At 64.6% G+C, this 15,106-nt stretch carries 10 protein-coding genes; all 10 read left to right on the top strand.

The genetic code is table 11. The features are described from left to right. The first annotated feature begins 305 nt into the window (after positions 1 to 305). The 10 genes from CS006_RS08195 (at position 306) to fruE (ending at position 15,050) form a co-directional block, all read left to right on the top strand. Entirely contained in the window at positions 306 to 1,046 is a 741-nt protein-coding gene (locus tag CS006_RS08195; protein ID WP_100511340.1) for a ubiquinone/menaquinone biosynthesis methyltransferase, read from the top strand. Positions 1,047 to 1,059: 13 nt separating this feature from the next. Beyond that, positions 1,060 to 2,694 (top strand): phosphoenolpyruvate--protein phosphotransferase, encoded by a 1,635-nt coding sequence (ptsP, locus tag CS006_RS08190; RefSeq protein ID WP_100511339.1) that lies wholly within the window; start codon positions 1,060 to 1,062, stop codon positions 2,692 to 2,694. Between the two features lie 80 nt (positions 2,695 to 2,774). Beyond that, the gene (locus CS006_RS08185; RefSeq protein WP_133119552.1) at positions 2,775 to 4,382 is read left to right on the top strand and encodes a bifunctional metallophosphatase/5'-nucleotidase; all 1,608 of its coding nucleotides are present in this window, start codon (positions 2,775 to 2,777) and stop codon (positions 4,380 to 4,382) included. Between the two features lie 47 nt (positions 4,383 to 4,429). Then, positions 4,430 to 5,410 (top strand): PPK2 family polyphosphate kinase, encoded by a 981-nt coding sequence (locus CS006_RS08180; protein WP_100511337.1) that lies wholly within the window; start codon positions 4,430 to 4,432, stop codon positions 5,408 to 5,410. A gap of 57 nt (positions 5,411 to 5,467) precedes the next feature. Beyond that, positions 5,468 to 8,026, top strand: coding sequence for a DEAD/DEAH box helicase (locus tag CS006_RS08175; RefSeq protein WP_100511336.1), 2,559 nt, complete (start codon positions 5,468 to 5,470; stop codon positions 8,024 to 8,026). A 74-nt stretch (positions 8,027 to 8,100) separates the two neighbouring features. Then, positions 8,101 to 9,498, top strand: a complete 1,398-nt coding sequence (locus CS006_RS08170) for a replication-associated recombination protein A (protein ID WP_100511335.1) — start codon at positions 8,101 to 8,103, stop codon at positions 9,496 to 9,498. A 133-nt stretch (positions 9,499 to 9,631) separates the two neighbouring features. Further along, positions 9,632 to 10,303 carry an MtrAB system response regulator MtrA gene (mtrA, locus tag CS006_RS08165; RefSeq protein WP_100511581.1) on the top strand — a complete coding sequence of 224 codons (672 nt, stop codon included), beginning with the start codon at positions 9,632 to 9,634 and terminating at the stop codon, positions 10,301 to 10,303. A 27-nt stretch (positions 10,304 to 10,330) separates the two neighbouring features. Continuing rightward, a complete protein-coding gene (mtrB, locus tag CS006_RS08160; RefSeq protein WP_100511334.1) occupies positions 10,331 to 12,007 on the top strand; it encodes an MtrAB system histidine kinase MtrB in 1,677 nt (558 codons plus the stop codon). After that, positions 12,004 to 13,752, top strand: a complete 1,749-nt coding sequence (locus CS006_RS08155) for an LpqB family beta-propeller domain-containing protein (RefSeq protein ID WP_165777310.1) — start codon at positions 12,004 to 12,006, stop codon at positions 13,750 to 13,752. The genes mtrB and CS006_RS08155 overlap by 4 nt, the downstream gene beginning before the upstream one ends. A gap of 311 nt (positions 13,753 to 14,063) precedes the next feature. Continuing rightward, entirely contained in the window at positions 14,064 to 15,050 is a 987-nt protein-coding gene (fruE, locus tag CS006_RS08150) for a fructose ABC transporter ATP-binding protein FruE (RefSeq protein ID WP_100511332.1), read from the top strand. The last annotated feature ends 56 nt before the right edge of the window (positions 15,051 to 15,106 follow it).

Raw genomic sequence — 15,106 nt, 5'->3', positions numbered from 1 at the left:
ACGGACGGCCATCCGGAATCCAAGAAGAGCTTCTCCGGAGACCACCACCGCTTCGGCGCCGCCTCCTTCAAGCACGGCAACGACATCGGCAAGGGGCACAACGACATCGGCGGCAAGACGAAGATCTGACCGAACCCGCCGATCGATGCCGTTCGTTGAATGACGGGCGGTCATGAAGGCCTCCGCATGAAACCATGCGGAGGCCCTTTCATATCCGACCGACGCATCCGACCACAAGCAACAACAGCGCACGGACGGATGCATCACGCACCGGCCACATCCGTGACACGCGGTATCGTGGCCGCATGGACACGGACCCCCATAAGAGCACACAGCGGCAGAACGCCATGTTCTCCGCAATCGCCGAACGCTACGACCTCGTCAACGGCCTCGCCTCGATGGGACAGGACCGGCTATGGCGACGCGCCGCGGTCCGTGCACTGGAAACCTCCTACGGCGGATCCCTCGCCGGCCTGCGCGTCCTCGACGTCGCCTGCGGAACCGGATCATCCTCCCGTGCGCTCGCGGACCGCGGCGCCGACGTCATCGGATGCGACGTCGCCGTCGGCATGCTTGACGTGGCCCGACGGCATGAAGCCGATGGGCCGCACGCGTGTCGTCGTGGCCGCCGACGCGGGGGAGTGCGCTACGTCGTCGCCGACGCCATGCGACTGCCGTTCGCCGACGGGGAGTTCGACGCCGTTGCCGTCTCCTACGGGCTGCGCAACATGCCGAATCCCGGCGTCGCGCTCGCGCAGATGCGGCGCGTATGCCGTCCCGGCGGCCATATCGTCGTACTCGACTTCGATATGCCGGACGATCCCCTGTGGCATGCGATCTACACGCGCTACGCGAACGTGGCGTTGCCGCTTCTGGGCGGCCTGCTCGGCGGGAACGCCGACGCCTACCGGTATCTCAACGCGTCCATCTCGCAATGGCCGGGCCGACGCGGCGTCATGACGATGCTGCACGAGACGGGGTGGCATGACGTGGCCGCGAGGCCCCTGACCGGAGGCATCGCGTCGCTGTGCCGGGCCGTGGCGTAGGAGGAGGGGCATGATGGAAACGATACGAGGCATCGGCGTGTCCGGTGGCATCGCCATCGGCGCGATCCGCGTGCTCGACACCGTCGACCACGCCGTTGAACGCCGCGTGGTCGACGACCCGAAGGCCGAGGTGGAACGCTTCCGCGCGGCCCGTGATACGGCCGTCGACCAGCTCAAGCAGTTGCGCGACAGGACCGCCGCCGAATTCGGCGAAGGCAAGGCCGAGCTGTTCGACACCCACCAGCTCATGCTCCAGGATCCGGACTACGTGGAAAGCATCGAGGACCTGATTACGTCGAGCAGGGTGAACGCCGAGTTCGCGGTCAACAGCACCGCCGAACAGTTCGCCGCCATGTTCGCAGCAATGGACAACTCGTACATGCAGGCGCGCGCCGCCGATGTCAGGGACGTCTCCCGCCGCGTGATCAACGTGCTCGAAGGCAAACGCGGCGGCGGAGCGCAGGACGGCGACGGCGACAGCCACATCATCCTCGCCGAGGACTTGGCCCCCAGCGAGACCGTGCAGCTCGACCGGTCGAAGGTGCTGGGCTTCGTGACCGCCAAGGGCTCCGCGAACTCGCACACCGCGATCCTGGCCCGCACGATGGGCCTGCCCGCCATCATCGGCATCGGCGACGGCTTTGACCCGGCTGACGACGGCCACACCGCCGTGATCGACGGCACCAGCGGCATGGTGTTCGTTGACCCGGACGAGGCCACGCTGACCGAATACCAAGGCAAGAAGGCCCAGTACGAGGAACACCTGCGCCTGCTGCAGGAGCTCAAGGGCAAGCCCACCGAGACCAAGTCCGGCCAGCAGGTGCGCCTGTACGCCAACATCGGCCGCCCCTCGGACGTGACCGCGGTACTGGCCAACGACGCCGAGGGCATCGGCCTGTTCCGCAGCGAGTTCCTGTACCTGGAGAGCCGGGACTACCCGACCGAGGAATTCCAGTTCGAAGCCTACAAGGAAGTCGCGCAAAAGATGGGCGACCGTCTGGTCGTCATCCGCACGCTCGACATCGGCGCGGACAAGCAGGTCGGCTACTTCAACCTGGAGCACGAGGACAACCCCGCGCTCGGCTATCGTGCCATCCGCATCTGCCTGACCCGGCCGGAGATCTTCAAGGTCCAATTGCGCGCTTTGCTGCGGGCCTCCGTGTACGGCAACATCGCCATCATGCTGCCCATGATCACCTCGGTCCAGGAGGTGCGCGACGCCAAGCAGATCCTCGGCGAAGTCAAGGACGAGCTGCGCGGCGGGCACATCGACTTCGACGGGCACATCCAGGTCGGCATTATGATCGAGACGCCCGCCTCGGTCATCATGGCCGACGAGCTGGCCGCCGAGGTCGATTTCTTCTCCATCGGCACCAACGACCTGACCCAGTACACGCTGGCCTGCGACCGGCAGAACCCGAATCTCGGACGCTTCGCCGACCCGCACTCGCCCGCCGTGCTGCGCATGATCCGCATGGCCACCGAGGCCGCGCATCGTCACGGCATCTGGTGCGGCATCTGCGGCGAGCTGGGCGCGGACCTGGAACTGACCGACACGTTCCTCGAAATCGGACTCGACGAACTGTCCGTCTCGCCCACCAGCGTCCTACCCCTGCGCAACGCCATCCGCAACCACGAAAACGGCTGACATAAGAATTCACCATGCCGTAGCCTGGAATCCGATTGCGTAACCAAAGGCGTCAACCTCGCGCCGATACCGTGGCGAGCGTGGGATTCGAGAGCAACACCGAGAGCAGCATCCTGTCCTGGCTGGTGAGAAGCGTCACGATCCTCGCCGCCGTATCCGTTCTCGCCGGAACCGCGGCCGCACAGACCACCAGCGCGGCGGAGGACGAACGCAAGATCACCATCGCGGCCATCACCGACTTCCACGGCCACATCGAGAACGGCCGGTGGGTCGGCGAACGGTTCGAAAAGGCCGAGGAATACAATCCCGGCAACACCGTGCTCGTCTCCGCCGGCGACCTCGTGGGCGGCTCGCCCTACGAGTCCGGCTCGCAGAGGGACGAGCCCACGCTCGCCATGGCACGGGCGTGGGGACTGGGCATATCCGCCATGGGCAACCACGAGCTCGACCGGGGCGTGAACGACTTCGGCGAACGAATATCGAAGCCTGAGAACCATATCGACTGGCTGTCGGCGAACATCCGCAGGACCGGGGAATTCTACCGCCTGCATGACTACACGATACGCATCGTCAACGGCAAGCGCATTGCCTTCGTCGGCGCCGTGACGGACGGCCTCGGATCGGTGCTCTCACGTAGCATCATGGACGACGTGCACATGGACGGCAAGGCCATCGACCAGGTCAACCGTGTGGCCGACAGGCTCTCCGACGGCGACGAGCGCAACGGCGAGGCCGACGCCGTCGTCGCGCTCATCCACGAGGATGCCGACGTCATAGCCCGCTCCCCGATAGGTCTCGACGCCAACGTCGACCTGGTCTACGCCGGCCACACCCATGCGGTGAAGACCGGGCGGCACACCCGTTCGGGAGCGCCCATCATCGAAGCCGGCTGCTTCGGCCGTCAGGTCGCCGTGCAGGACCTGCTGGTCACGGGAAGCGGTCGGGACGCCAGGGTCACGGTGGCCGACGCCTTCGGCTCGCCGGTCGTCGGCATGTCGGCGGGGGACGGGGATCCCGCGCGGATCATCAACGCCTCGCATACGGCGAACACATCGCTTGAGCGCGTGGACGCCATCATCCGGCGGGCGGATGCGGCGGCACGGCGCAGCGGCGACCTCGTGGTCTCATCCGTCGACGAGCCCTACGACAAGACCACGCCCAAAGGACGGGACCATCTGGAGACGCTGATCGCCGACGCCGCGCTCGACGGGGCGAGACGCACCACCACAGGAGCCAGGGCCTCGGTGGGATTCGTCAACCCCGGCAGCCTGCGCACCCGGGCGCTCGACCTCGACGGCGACGGATTCGTCACCGTGCGCGAGGCGAAGGACATGATGGCCCTGCAGTTCGACAACGCGGTGACGACGCTCACCGGCGCCCAACTGCGCCACGCCATCGCCCAGCAATGGCATCGCAGAGACGGCTCATGGCGCGACGGCCATCTCGGCATATCGTCGAACGTGCGCTACGACATGCGGTTCGACGACGACGGCCCAACGGTCGAGCATCTTTCCGTGGACGGCCGGCCGGTCTCCGACGGCGAACGGATCGTCGTGGCCGGCAACACGTTCCTGCTCACCGGAGGAGACGGCTACACGGCGTTCCTCGACGGCACCGGGTACGCCGACACCCACGTGCCATATGCGCAGACACTCATCGACCACCTGAAATCACGCGGAGGAGACTGAAAGGGTACTACAGTGGTGTCCACCAACTCAACGCGGAGGAGGCAGCCATGGGCGACACCCGATACATCAGCAACACGCTGAAAAGCGCATCCGATTCCAGCCGGGGCCTCGACAAGGCCATCAAACGCCGCAAATCCCTGCAGAGGCGATTGGAGCTGGCCAGCGAGACATCCGAACGACTCAGCTCGGTATGGAGCAAGCACCCATCCACCAGACTGCGCTTCGGACAGGGCGTCACCGACCTCGCCGACGTCAAGGGCCCGTCCACACCTGGATTCCACGCCACCCGCGACGAAGGCGAACGGTTCATCGCCCTGAGCGCCACCGAGATCGCACGCTACCAGGAACTGCTCTATGCCAACGGCGCGCACGGCAGCAACCGTCGGCTGCTCATCGTGCTGCAGGGCATGGACGCCTCCGGCAAGGGCGGCATCGTGCGCCACGTGTTCCGCCAGGTCAACCCCATGGGCATCCACTACCACGGCTTCGGACGGCCCACCGACGAGGAGGCCTCCCACGACTTCCTCTGGCGAATCCGCCGCGAACTGCCCGCCGACGGATGGATGTCCATCTTCGACCGCTCCCATTACGAGGACGTCGTCATGCCGAACGTGTACCGGTCCATGGAAGAGGACGCCTGGCGCCGTCGCTACGACGTCATCCGCCGATTCGAGAAGGAACTCGTCGCCGACGGATGCGCGGTCGTCAAGATCTTCCTCGTCGTCTCCCGCGAAGCCCAGCGCAAGCAGTTCCTCGAACGGCTCGACGACCCGACGAAATACTGGAAGTTCGACGTCTCCGACCTCGAGGCGCGCGACCGATGGGACGACTACATGGCCGCATGGCAGGACGTGTTCGAGAACACAAGCACCGACTACGCCCCCTGGTACATCGTGCCCGCCGACAACCGCTGGTACTCCAGGGCCGTCGTCTCCGAGCTCCTGCGCGTCACCCTGAAAAGCATGGAGCTCTCCTGGCCCGAGGCCGAATTCGACTTCGACGAGGCGCGCCGCCGCCTCGCATCATGACGACGCCGCCCCAAACGCAGACGGGGCCGTCCGGCACGGCCCCACCACACGCTACACTTGAAGCCCGTGGAACAAGGAACCTTGGAGGCGCTGATTCCGGGCTACGGCGACGACGACCGCAATCTGAGCGCAGATGACATCTACGACCGTTTCTTCGACTGGGTCGCCTCACGCGGCATCGAACCATGGCCGCATCAGGAGGAGGCCATCCTCTCGCTGCTCGCCGGCGACCACGTGATCCTATCCACCCCGACGGGCTCCGGAAAGTCGCTGGTCGCACTGGGCATGCACTTCGCCGCCCTGTGCACCGGACGACGCTCCTACTACACCGCCCCCATCAAGGCGCTCGTATCAGAGAAGTTCTTCGACCTCGTCGCCACGCTCGGCCGCGACAACGTCGGCATGATCACCGGCGACACCCACATCAACACCGATGCGCCGGTGATCTGCTGCACCGCCGAGATCCTCGCCAACCAGGCACTGCGCGAAGGCCCCCATGCCGACATCGGATGCGTCGCCATGGACGAATTCCACTACTACGGCGACCCCGAACGCGGATGGGCGTGGCAGGTGCCGCTGCTCACCCTGCCGCACACCCAGTTCCTGCTCATGAGCGCCACCCTCGGCGACGTGACCGGCATCGCCGACACCCTCGAAAAGCACACCCGAGGGGACGTCGCCATCGTCGACAACGCCCGACGGCCCATCCCGCTCGGCTACGAATACGTCGACACCCCGCTGGCCGCCACCGTCGAACGCACCATGAGCAAGGGCGAGTCCCCCGTATACGTCGTGCACTTCTCCCAGGACGCCGCATTGGAGACCGCCCAGGCCCTCTCCAGCGCCGGAGTCACCACCAAGGAGCAGCGCGACCGCATCAAGGACGCCATCGCCGGCACCAAGTTCACCACCGCCTTCGGCAAGATCCTCCAACGACTGCTGCGCACCGGCATCGGCGTCCACCACGCCGGCATGCTGCCCCGATACCGCCGACTCGTCGAGCAACTCGCCCAGCAGGGACTCCTGCCCATCATCTGCGGCACCGACACCCTCGGCGTCGGCATCAACGTGCCCATCCACACCGTCATCCTCACCCAGCTCACCAAATTCGACGGCACCCGCATGAGGCGCCTCAAGGCCCGAGAATTCCACCAGATCGCCGGCCGGGCCGGCCGCTCCGGATTCGACACCGAAGGCCTCGTCATCGCCGAGGCCCCCGAATACGAGATCGAAAACGCACGCGCCCTCGCCAAAGCCGGCAACGACCCGAAAAAACTCAAGAAGATCAAACGCAAGAAACCCCAGGAAGGCTTCGTCACCTGGAACAACGCCACCCTCGACAAACTCATCGACCAGCCACCCGAGACGCTCACACCCCACATGCGCATCACCCACTCCATGGTGCTCGCAGAAGTCGAACAGGGCGGCGACGCCCGAGCCCGCGTCAACGACCTCATCGACGACTCCGCGCAAAGCCCCAAGCAGAAGGAGAAACTGCACGAACGCGCCGACGAGATCTTCGGCACCCTCATCGACACCCGGGTCATCGAACGCGAAACCGCACCCGACGGCACCGACGAATACCTCACCACCGTCGACCTGCCCGACGACTTCGCCCTCGACCAGCCCCTCAGCCCATTCCTGCTCGCCGCGCTCGAACTGCTCGACCCCGAATCCGATACCTACGCCCTCGACGTCATATCCATGGTCGAAGCCACCCTCGAAGACCCACGCCAGGTACTGCGCGCCCAGGAACGCCAGGCACGCGACCAGGCGCTCGCCGACATGAAGGCCGACGGCATCGACTACGACGAGCGCATGGACCGGCTGCAGGACATCACCTACCCCAAGCCGCTCGAGGACATGCTCGACGCCGCGTTCGACGAATACCGCAAGGACGTGCCCTGGGCCAACGACTACTGGCTCAGCCCCAAATCCGTGCTGCGCGACATGATCGAAACGGCATCCGACTTCACCGGATACATCGCCCGATACAACATCGCCCGCTCCGAAGGCACCCTGCTGCGCTACCTCTCCGACGCCTACCGCGTGCTCGAGCGCACCGTTCCCGAGGAGAAATGCGACGAACGGCTCGACGACATCATCGCCTGGCTGCGCGTCGTCGTACGCGGCATCGACTCCAGCCTCGTGGACGAATGGGAAAACGCCGGAACCGACCCGGCCGACGCCTCGTCCGTGGCCCCGCCGACCCGGGACGACGAGGTCGTGCACGACCGACGCGGCCTCACCGTGCTCGTACGCAACGCGCTCTTCCGCCGCATCGAACTCATGGACCGCGAGGACAGCAAAACCCTCGCCGACCTCGACTCCGACTGGGGCATGGGACTGCGCGACTGGGAGGACACGCTCGACGACTACTACGACGACCACGAATACATCAACGTGGACGCCGAAGCCCGGTCCCTCGACTACTTCATCCTCGACACCGGCGCCGAACGCAGCGAACACCAATGGAAGGTCCGCCAGATCATCGACGACTCCGACGGCGATCACGACTGGGCCATCGCCGGAACCATCGACCTCGACGCCACCCAGGACAGCGCCGAAGTCATCTTCGACGACTACCGCGTCGGCCCCGTCGAGGACCTCGACTGACCCACCACGCAGACCCCAATCGAAAGCCCACAGGTTCGAACACATGTTCGAACCTGTGGGCTACACTATACGATATGCCAGAAGATCTCTTCAGCTCCGCCGACGCCCCCGAGGAAGTCACCCGCCCGCTCGCCGTCCGCATGCGCCCCACCACCCTCGACGACGTCGTCGGACAACGCCACATCCTCACCGAAGGCTCACCCCTGCGACGCCTCGCCTCACCAGCCAGCCGCGGATCGCTCACCGCCCCCAGCTCCATCATCCTCTTCGGACCACCCGGCGTGGGAAAAACCACCATCGCCACCATCGTCGCCCACCAGTCGGGCCGCATCTTCGAAGAACTCTCCGCCGTCACATCCGGCGTCAAAGACGTACGCGACGTACTGCGCCGCGCCCACGAAAACCTCGTCACCCAAGGACGGGAAACCGTCCTCTTCATCGACGAGGTCCACCGCTTCTCCAAATCACAGCAGGACGCACTCCTGCCCAGCGTCGAAAACCGCGACGTCACCTTCATCGGCGCCACCACCGAAAACCCCAGCTTCTCCGTCATCTCGCCACTGCTGTCACGATCCGTCGTCGTCAAACTCGAACCACTCGAACCCGACGACCTGAAAACCCTCATCACCCGAGCCCTGCACGACAAACGAGGCCTCGCCGACGAAATCAAAGCCACCGACGCCGCCATCGACGAAATCATCCGCATGGCAGGCGGCGACGCACGCAAGACCCTCACCATCCTCGAAGCCGCAGCCGGCGCCCTCACCGGCGACAAACACCGCAGAAAAGGCGCCCGCCGACCCACCATCACCCCCGACGTCATCTCCCAGATCATGGACACCGCCACCGTCCGCTACGACAAAAACGGCGACGACCACTACGACGTCGCCAGCGCATTCATCAAATCCATGCGCGGATCCGACGTCGACGCCGCCCTCCACTACCTCGCCCGCATGCTCCGCGCCGGCGAAGACCCACGATTCATCGCCCGCCGCATCATGATCGCCTCCGCCGAAGAAGTCGGCATGGCCGCCCCCCAGATCCTGCAGACCACAGTCGCCGCAGCCCAGGCCGTCGCCATGATCGGCATGCCCGAAGCACGCATCATCCTCTCCGAAGCCGTCATAGCCGTCGCCACCGCCCCAAAATCCAACGCCAGCTACAACGCCATCAACGCCGCGCTCGCCGACGTCGACGCCGGACTCATCGGCCAGGTGCCGCTTCACCTGCGCAACGCCCCCACCAAACTCATGAAGCAATGGGGCAACCACGAGGGATACCAATACGCGCATGACGCCCCCGGAGCCGTCGCCACCCAGCAGTACATGCCCGACGAACTCGTCGGTCGCGAATACTACCATCCGAACGACCGCGGATACGAGCACGAGATCGGCCCGCGCCTCGACCGCATCCGCCGCATCCTGCACGGCGACGACGAACAACGGCCGGAACGGACGGGCGAGGCAGGATGAACATCGTCCGCTTCGGCGAGCCGGTGGTATCATCATTGATGATTTACGAAGCGGTGGCATATCCGAAGGAGGGTTCGAATTGGAGTCGAAAACGACCATATTGATTGTGGATGACGATCAGGCACTGGGGGAGATGCTCTCCATCGTCCTCGAATCGGAAGGCTTCGCCACCGTGGTCTGCTACGATGGGCTGCGCGCCGTCGAGATGTTCCCCACCATCGACCCCGACCTGATCCTGCTCGACGTCATGCTCCCGGGCCTCGACGGCGTGGAGGTGGCCAAGGAGATACGCACCACGTCGCAGGTGCCCATCATCATGCTCACCGCGAAATCCGACACCCGCGACGTGGTATCGGGCCTCGAAGCCGGCGCCGACGATTATGTCGCCAAACCGTTCAAGGTCGCCGAGCTCGTGGCCCGCATCAAGGCCAGGCTGCGCGTGGCGGCACCGACGCGTCAGTCGCGCGACGAGACGCACGAGCACGCGCAGGTCGTCAGCGAAGGCGGCATCGTCATCAACCGCGCGGAGCACACCGCCACGAAATCCGGCTCCGACCTGAACCTCACCCCCATGGAATTCGAGCTGCTGTTCGTGCTCGCGGCCAACAGCGGCGACGTGCTCTCCCGCAGCGACCTGCTCGAAAAGGTCTGGGGATACCAGAACTCCGGCGACGCCCGACTCGTCAACGTCCACGTCCAGCGACTGCGCCAGAAGGTCGAGGACAATCCGGAAAGCCCGGAGATCATCCAGACCGTCCGCGGCATCGGATACAAGTTCGTCCCCCCGGCCCAGCAGGCACGATAGCCGACGGAACCCACGGTCGGAGCCCGCATGAGATTCGACATCAAGGCATTGGCCCGGAAAGGCAACCCGTTCCTGTGGCTGTTCCGCAGAATGCGCTCGTCGGTCCGGCGCTCGCTGCAGCGCCGCGTCATCGTATCCACGGTGCTGCTGTCCCTTGTCGTCGCATGCGTGTTCTCCGCCGTATCCATATTCTCCGTGCGCTCGTCGCTGCTCAATCAGGCGTCGGAGCAGGCCCAACGGGATTTCACCGAATCGGTGCAGCGGGCCCAGACGAACCTCGACTCCTCGGACGTCTCCGCCCGCAGTGACTACCAGCATCTGGTCACCGATCTGGCATCGACCCTGCAAAGCGAGGGCAGCTCGAATCTGCTCGGGGTGTACCTTGTCGGCGAAGCCGGCAATTCGGATTCCATCATTCCCGTCTCCACCGACCCGCAGTATCTTTCGCTGATCTCCGAATCCATGCGCAACCAGGTCAACCAGTCCAATGCGGGCAGCATCTTCTACCAGCCCGTCGGCTATAGCCGGGACGATGACTCGGACCTTCCCGGAGCGATTCTCGGATCGTCGCTCACCATGCCCGACGGCAACCAGATAAGCCTGTTCGCCGCATACTCCTACGAGGCGCAGCAGCGGTCGGTCATGAGCATCCAGATCACGTTGCTGAGCTCCGTGCTGGTGCTGAGCGTGGCGATCGGCATACTGATATGGCGCGTGCTGCGTGGCATCATCCGTCCCGTGGAATCGGTGGCGGTCGCCGCCGAATACCTGTCCGAAGGCAACCGTTCCGCCCGAGTCGACGTGAACCGCAACGACGAGATCGGCGTATTGCAACGGTCGTTCAACGAGATGGCCGACTCCCTGAACGACACCATCGAGGAGCTGGAGAACATCAGCTCCATGCAGAGACGGTTCGTCTCCGATGTCAGCCATGAGCTGCGCACGCCGGTCACCACGATCCGCATGGCGGCCGACCTGCTTGAATCGCGCAAGGCGGGCTTCGACCCGACCACCGCCCGCACGGTGGAACTACTCAGCGACCAGACGGGACGGTTCCAGTCCATGCTCGCCGACCTGCTGGAGATCTCACGCTACGATGCCGGCTCCGCATCGGCCGATCTGGTGTCGTCCGATATCCGCATGCCGGTGCGCGAGGCCGTCCGCGACGTGGAGGACATCGCCAAGGCCAAAGGCGTGACCATCGAGACATGCATGCCTCAGAGGCCGATATTCGCCGATATCGACGCTCGTCGCATCGAACGCATCCTGCGCAACCTGCTCGGTAACGCCGTCGACTTCGCCGAAGACCTGCCGGTGGAGGTGCATATGGCGGCGAACGACAAGGCGGCGACGGTCAGCGTGCGCGACTTCGGCACCGGCATCGCCGCGATGGATCTCGAACACATCTTCGACCGGTTCTGGCGCGCAGACACCTCACGGTCCCGCATCACCGGCGGCACGGGCCTCGGCCTGTCCATCGCTCTTCAGGACGCCCGTCTCCATCACGGCGACCTGTCGGTGCGCTCCATGCCGGGCAAGGGTACATGGTTCCTGCTCAACATCCCGCTCGATTCCGGCGCAAGGGTGGATTCGGGCGACTATCCGGTACGATTCGCCGACGCGACCTCCCTGAACATCCTGGGACGCTTCCTTCCTGGCGAGACCGTCATGGATGGAGCGGAACGCGAGGAGGGCGAACGATGACGAAGCATAACGGATTCCCCGGCCCCATGGTCCTGCGCCTTGGCCGGCGTGCCATGGCCCTGGCGTGCGGCGCCGCCATGACGTTTTCCCTGTCCGCATGCTCCCTGACGCTGGGACTTCCCACCAGCGGACCGGTGCAGCGCATGACCCAGGTCTCCAAAGGGGAGCATCGCGTGTTCATCGACCCCCAGGGTCCCCAGGATGACGCCACCGCCGAGGAGATAGTGCGAGGCTTTATCGCATCCCTGCCTGCCGGTCCCCAGACCGACGGGTTCAAGGTCGCGCGTCAGTTTCTGACCGCCGAGGCTGCGGCGAAATGGAAGCCGGACGCCAAGGTCAGCATCTATACCGGCGAGCCGACCATCCAGACCGGGGGCTCGAGCGCGCAGGAGGAATCCTCGAAGACCACAGTGCGGGTCAACATGTCGTTCAGTAATGTGGGTCAGGTGAACTCGCACGGCATCTATTCCGTGGCGCAGACCAGCGGCGCCAATGAGGCCTTCACCGTGCGCAACGTCGGTGGCCAGTGGCGCATAGCCGCGCTGCCCGACGGCATATTCATCGGCGAATCCGACTTCCAACAGGTATTCCGTCAGGTGCAGCTCTATCAGCTGTCCAATTCCGGCAACACCCTGGTGCCCGACACCCGATGGTTCGGCTGGCGGCAGTGGCGTACGCTCGCCGTGCGCGAACTGCTCGACGGCGCCGCCCCGTGGATGGGCAACGCCGTACGGTCGGTGTCCGCAGGCAAGGTGTCCCTTTCCATGGACTCGGTCCCCTCCACCGGAGGCCGGATCGACGTGAAGCTTTCCAACGCCGCAGCCTCGCTGCCGTCGGGGGACCGTTCCATGCTGGTGCGGCAGATCCGTCTCACCCTCGGCGACGGCAACGACGACTACGACCTGCATATCGTCGACGACTCCGGACTGGATCTTTCCGACGCCGACTCCCATGTCGACCTCGCGGTCGAACAGCCGAACCGACACCTCTATACCCTGGCCAACAAGTCGCTGGTCTCCATAACCTCGCAGAACCTCGTCAAGGTCGGTGAGACCAACAGCGCGGTGAACGCCCGTGCGCTTGTCTTCTCGTCCCGGGGCGGGGGCGCGGTGCTGCGCGCCGACGGTGACGTGGAATGCATCGACTCTTCGGTCAGATTCTGCGGCATCATGTTCGACGGCATCGGGGCCGCGTGGATGACCGCCGGACTCGATCGCGAGGTATGGATGGTCCCGTCCGGCGGACGGACCCTGTTCGTCGGCGATACGGGCAATACCGAACGCGTCGTCGAACTGCCCACGCCGTGGTCGGGGGAGCGGGTCCGCACCATGGCGATTTCGCCCGAAGGATCGAGGATCGTGGCCGCCATCGAGAACGGGGATTCGTCCGAACTGGTCATGGCCGGTGTGCGAAGGGACTCGGATGGAACGGCCGTGGGGCTCAGTCCCCAATACGTCGTGCTCTCGCATGTCTCGGGCATCAATGCGGTGACCTTCTACAACGACACGACCGTCGTGTATTCCGTCACCGATTCGCCAAGCGGCCACCAGCAGTCGGCACCGGGGCCGGAGGAGACGCAGACGCTGCCCAACGGCACCGTCGCCGTCACATCCGCGCAGATCAATCAGACCCAGAGCCTCATCGCCCTGGACGATTCCGGCAACGTCCGCTATGCGCGTGGGTCGCTTTCCTCCTCATGGCGCATGCTCGACCTTCAGACGTCGGCCGTGGCGAGCGGCGAATGATTCCGCGAGATTCCCATCGGCCCCTGTGACGTATCCGTCACAGGGGCCGATTCATGGTGCCGGGTCATGGTGTGTCGTGCGCTCACATTCAAAAAGGCACAATATCCAACAAAAAAGATAACAAAATCGGACGAATAGTCGGTTTCTTTGAACAAAACCGCAGAAAACCATTCATAACGACACTGTTACCGTTTTGTTATCGGATGATGTTGAGTGAGCGCTCACTTCCGCATATGGTTATAGACATCGACAGATGAACACCATCTGTTAGACGGCAGAATGTGCTGTTGTCTTACTCAAGGAGGAGTTATATGAAGAAAGCAATCAAGTCGGGTCTGGCGGCAGTCGTCGCAGCTTCCACTCTCGTCGGCCTCGCCGCATGCGGCGGCAGCGCCGGTGACAGCAAGAGCGACAGCGGCCAGAAGACCGTCGGCTTCGTCGCCGTCGGTCCCGAGGGTGGCTTCCGTACCGCGAACGAGAACGACATCAAGCAGGCGTTCAAGGATGCGGGCTTCAACCTCGTCTACTCTCCGACGCAGAACAACGATCAGCAGAAGCAGATTCAGGCGTTCAACAAGTTCGTCAACGACGAAGTGGATGCCATCATCCTGTCCTCCACCGAGGACAAGGGCTGGGATGACTCCCTGAAGAAGGCTGCCGAGGCCGAGATTCCGGTCTTCACGGTCGACCGTAACGTCGAGGTCAAGGACGCCGAGGCCAAGAAGGCCATCGTCTCCCACATCGGACCCTCCAACGAGTGGGCCGGTGAGCAGGCCGCCGAGCGCATCGCCAAGGACTTCCCGAACGGTGCCAACGGCTTCATCCTCGAAGGCCCCGCCGGTCTGTCCGTGGTGAAGGATCGTGGAACCGGCTGGGACAACAAGGTCGCCTCCAACATCAAGGTCCTCGAATCCCAGTCCGCCAACTGGTCCACCGATGAGGCCAAGACCGTGACCGCCGGTCTGCTCGACAAGTACAAGTCCCAGAACCCGCAGTTCATCTTCGCCCAGAACGACGAGATGGGTATCGGCGCCGCCCAGGCCGTCGACGCCGCAGGCCTCAAGGGCAAGGTCAAGATCGTGACCATCGACGGTACCGAGGCCGCTCTGAAGGCCGTCGTCGCCGGCGATCTCGACTACGTCATCGAGTACAACCCGATCTTCGGCAAGGAGACCGCCCAGGCCGTGAAGGACAAGCTGGACGGCAAGACCCCCGAGGCCGACATCCAGATCGAGTCCAAGACCTTCGACGCGGCCGCCGCCAAGAAGGCCCTCGATTCCGGCGAGCGCAAGTACTGATTGCGCACTCTGACGAGTACAACCAAACAGTAACGAAGTGAACGGTGTATCAGCAG

Origin of the sequence: Bifidobacterium primatium, assembly GCF_002802875.1 — a bacterium.
Taxonomy (GTDB): domain Bacteria; phylum Actinomycetota; class Actinomycetes; order Actinomycetales; family Bifidobacteriaceae; genus Galliscardovia; species Galliscardovia primatium.
The sequence above is the reverse complement of the archived record's forward strand: the minus strand, read 5'-3'. Positions and strand labels throughout refer to the sequence as shown.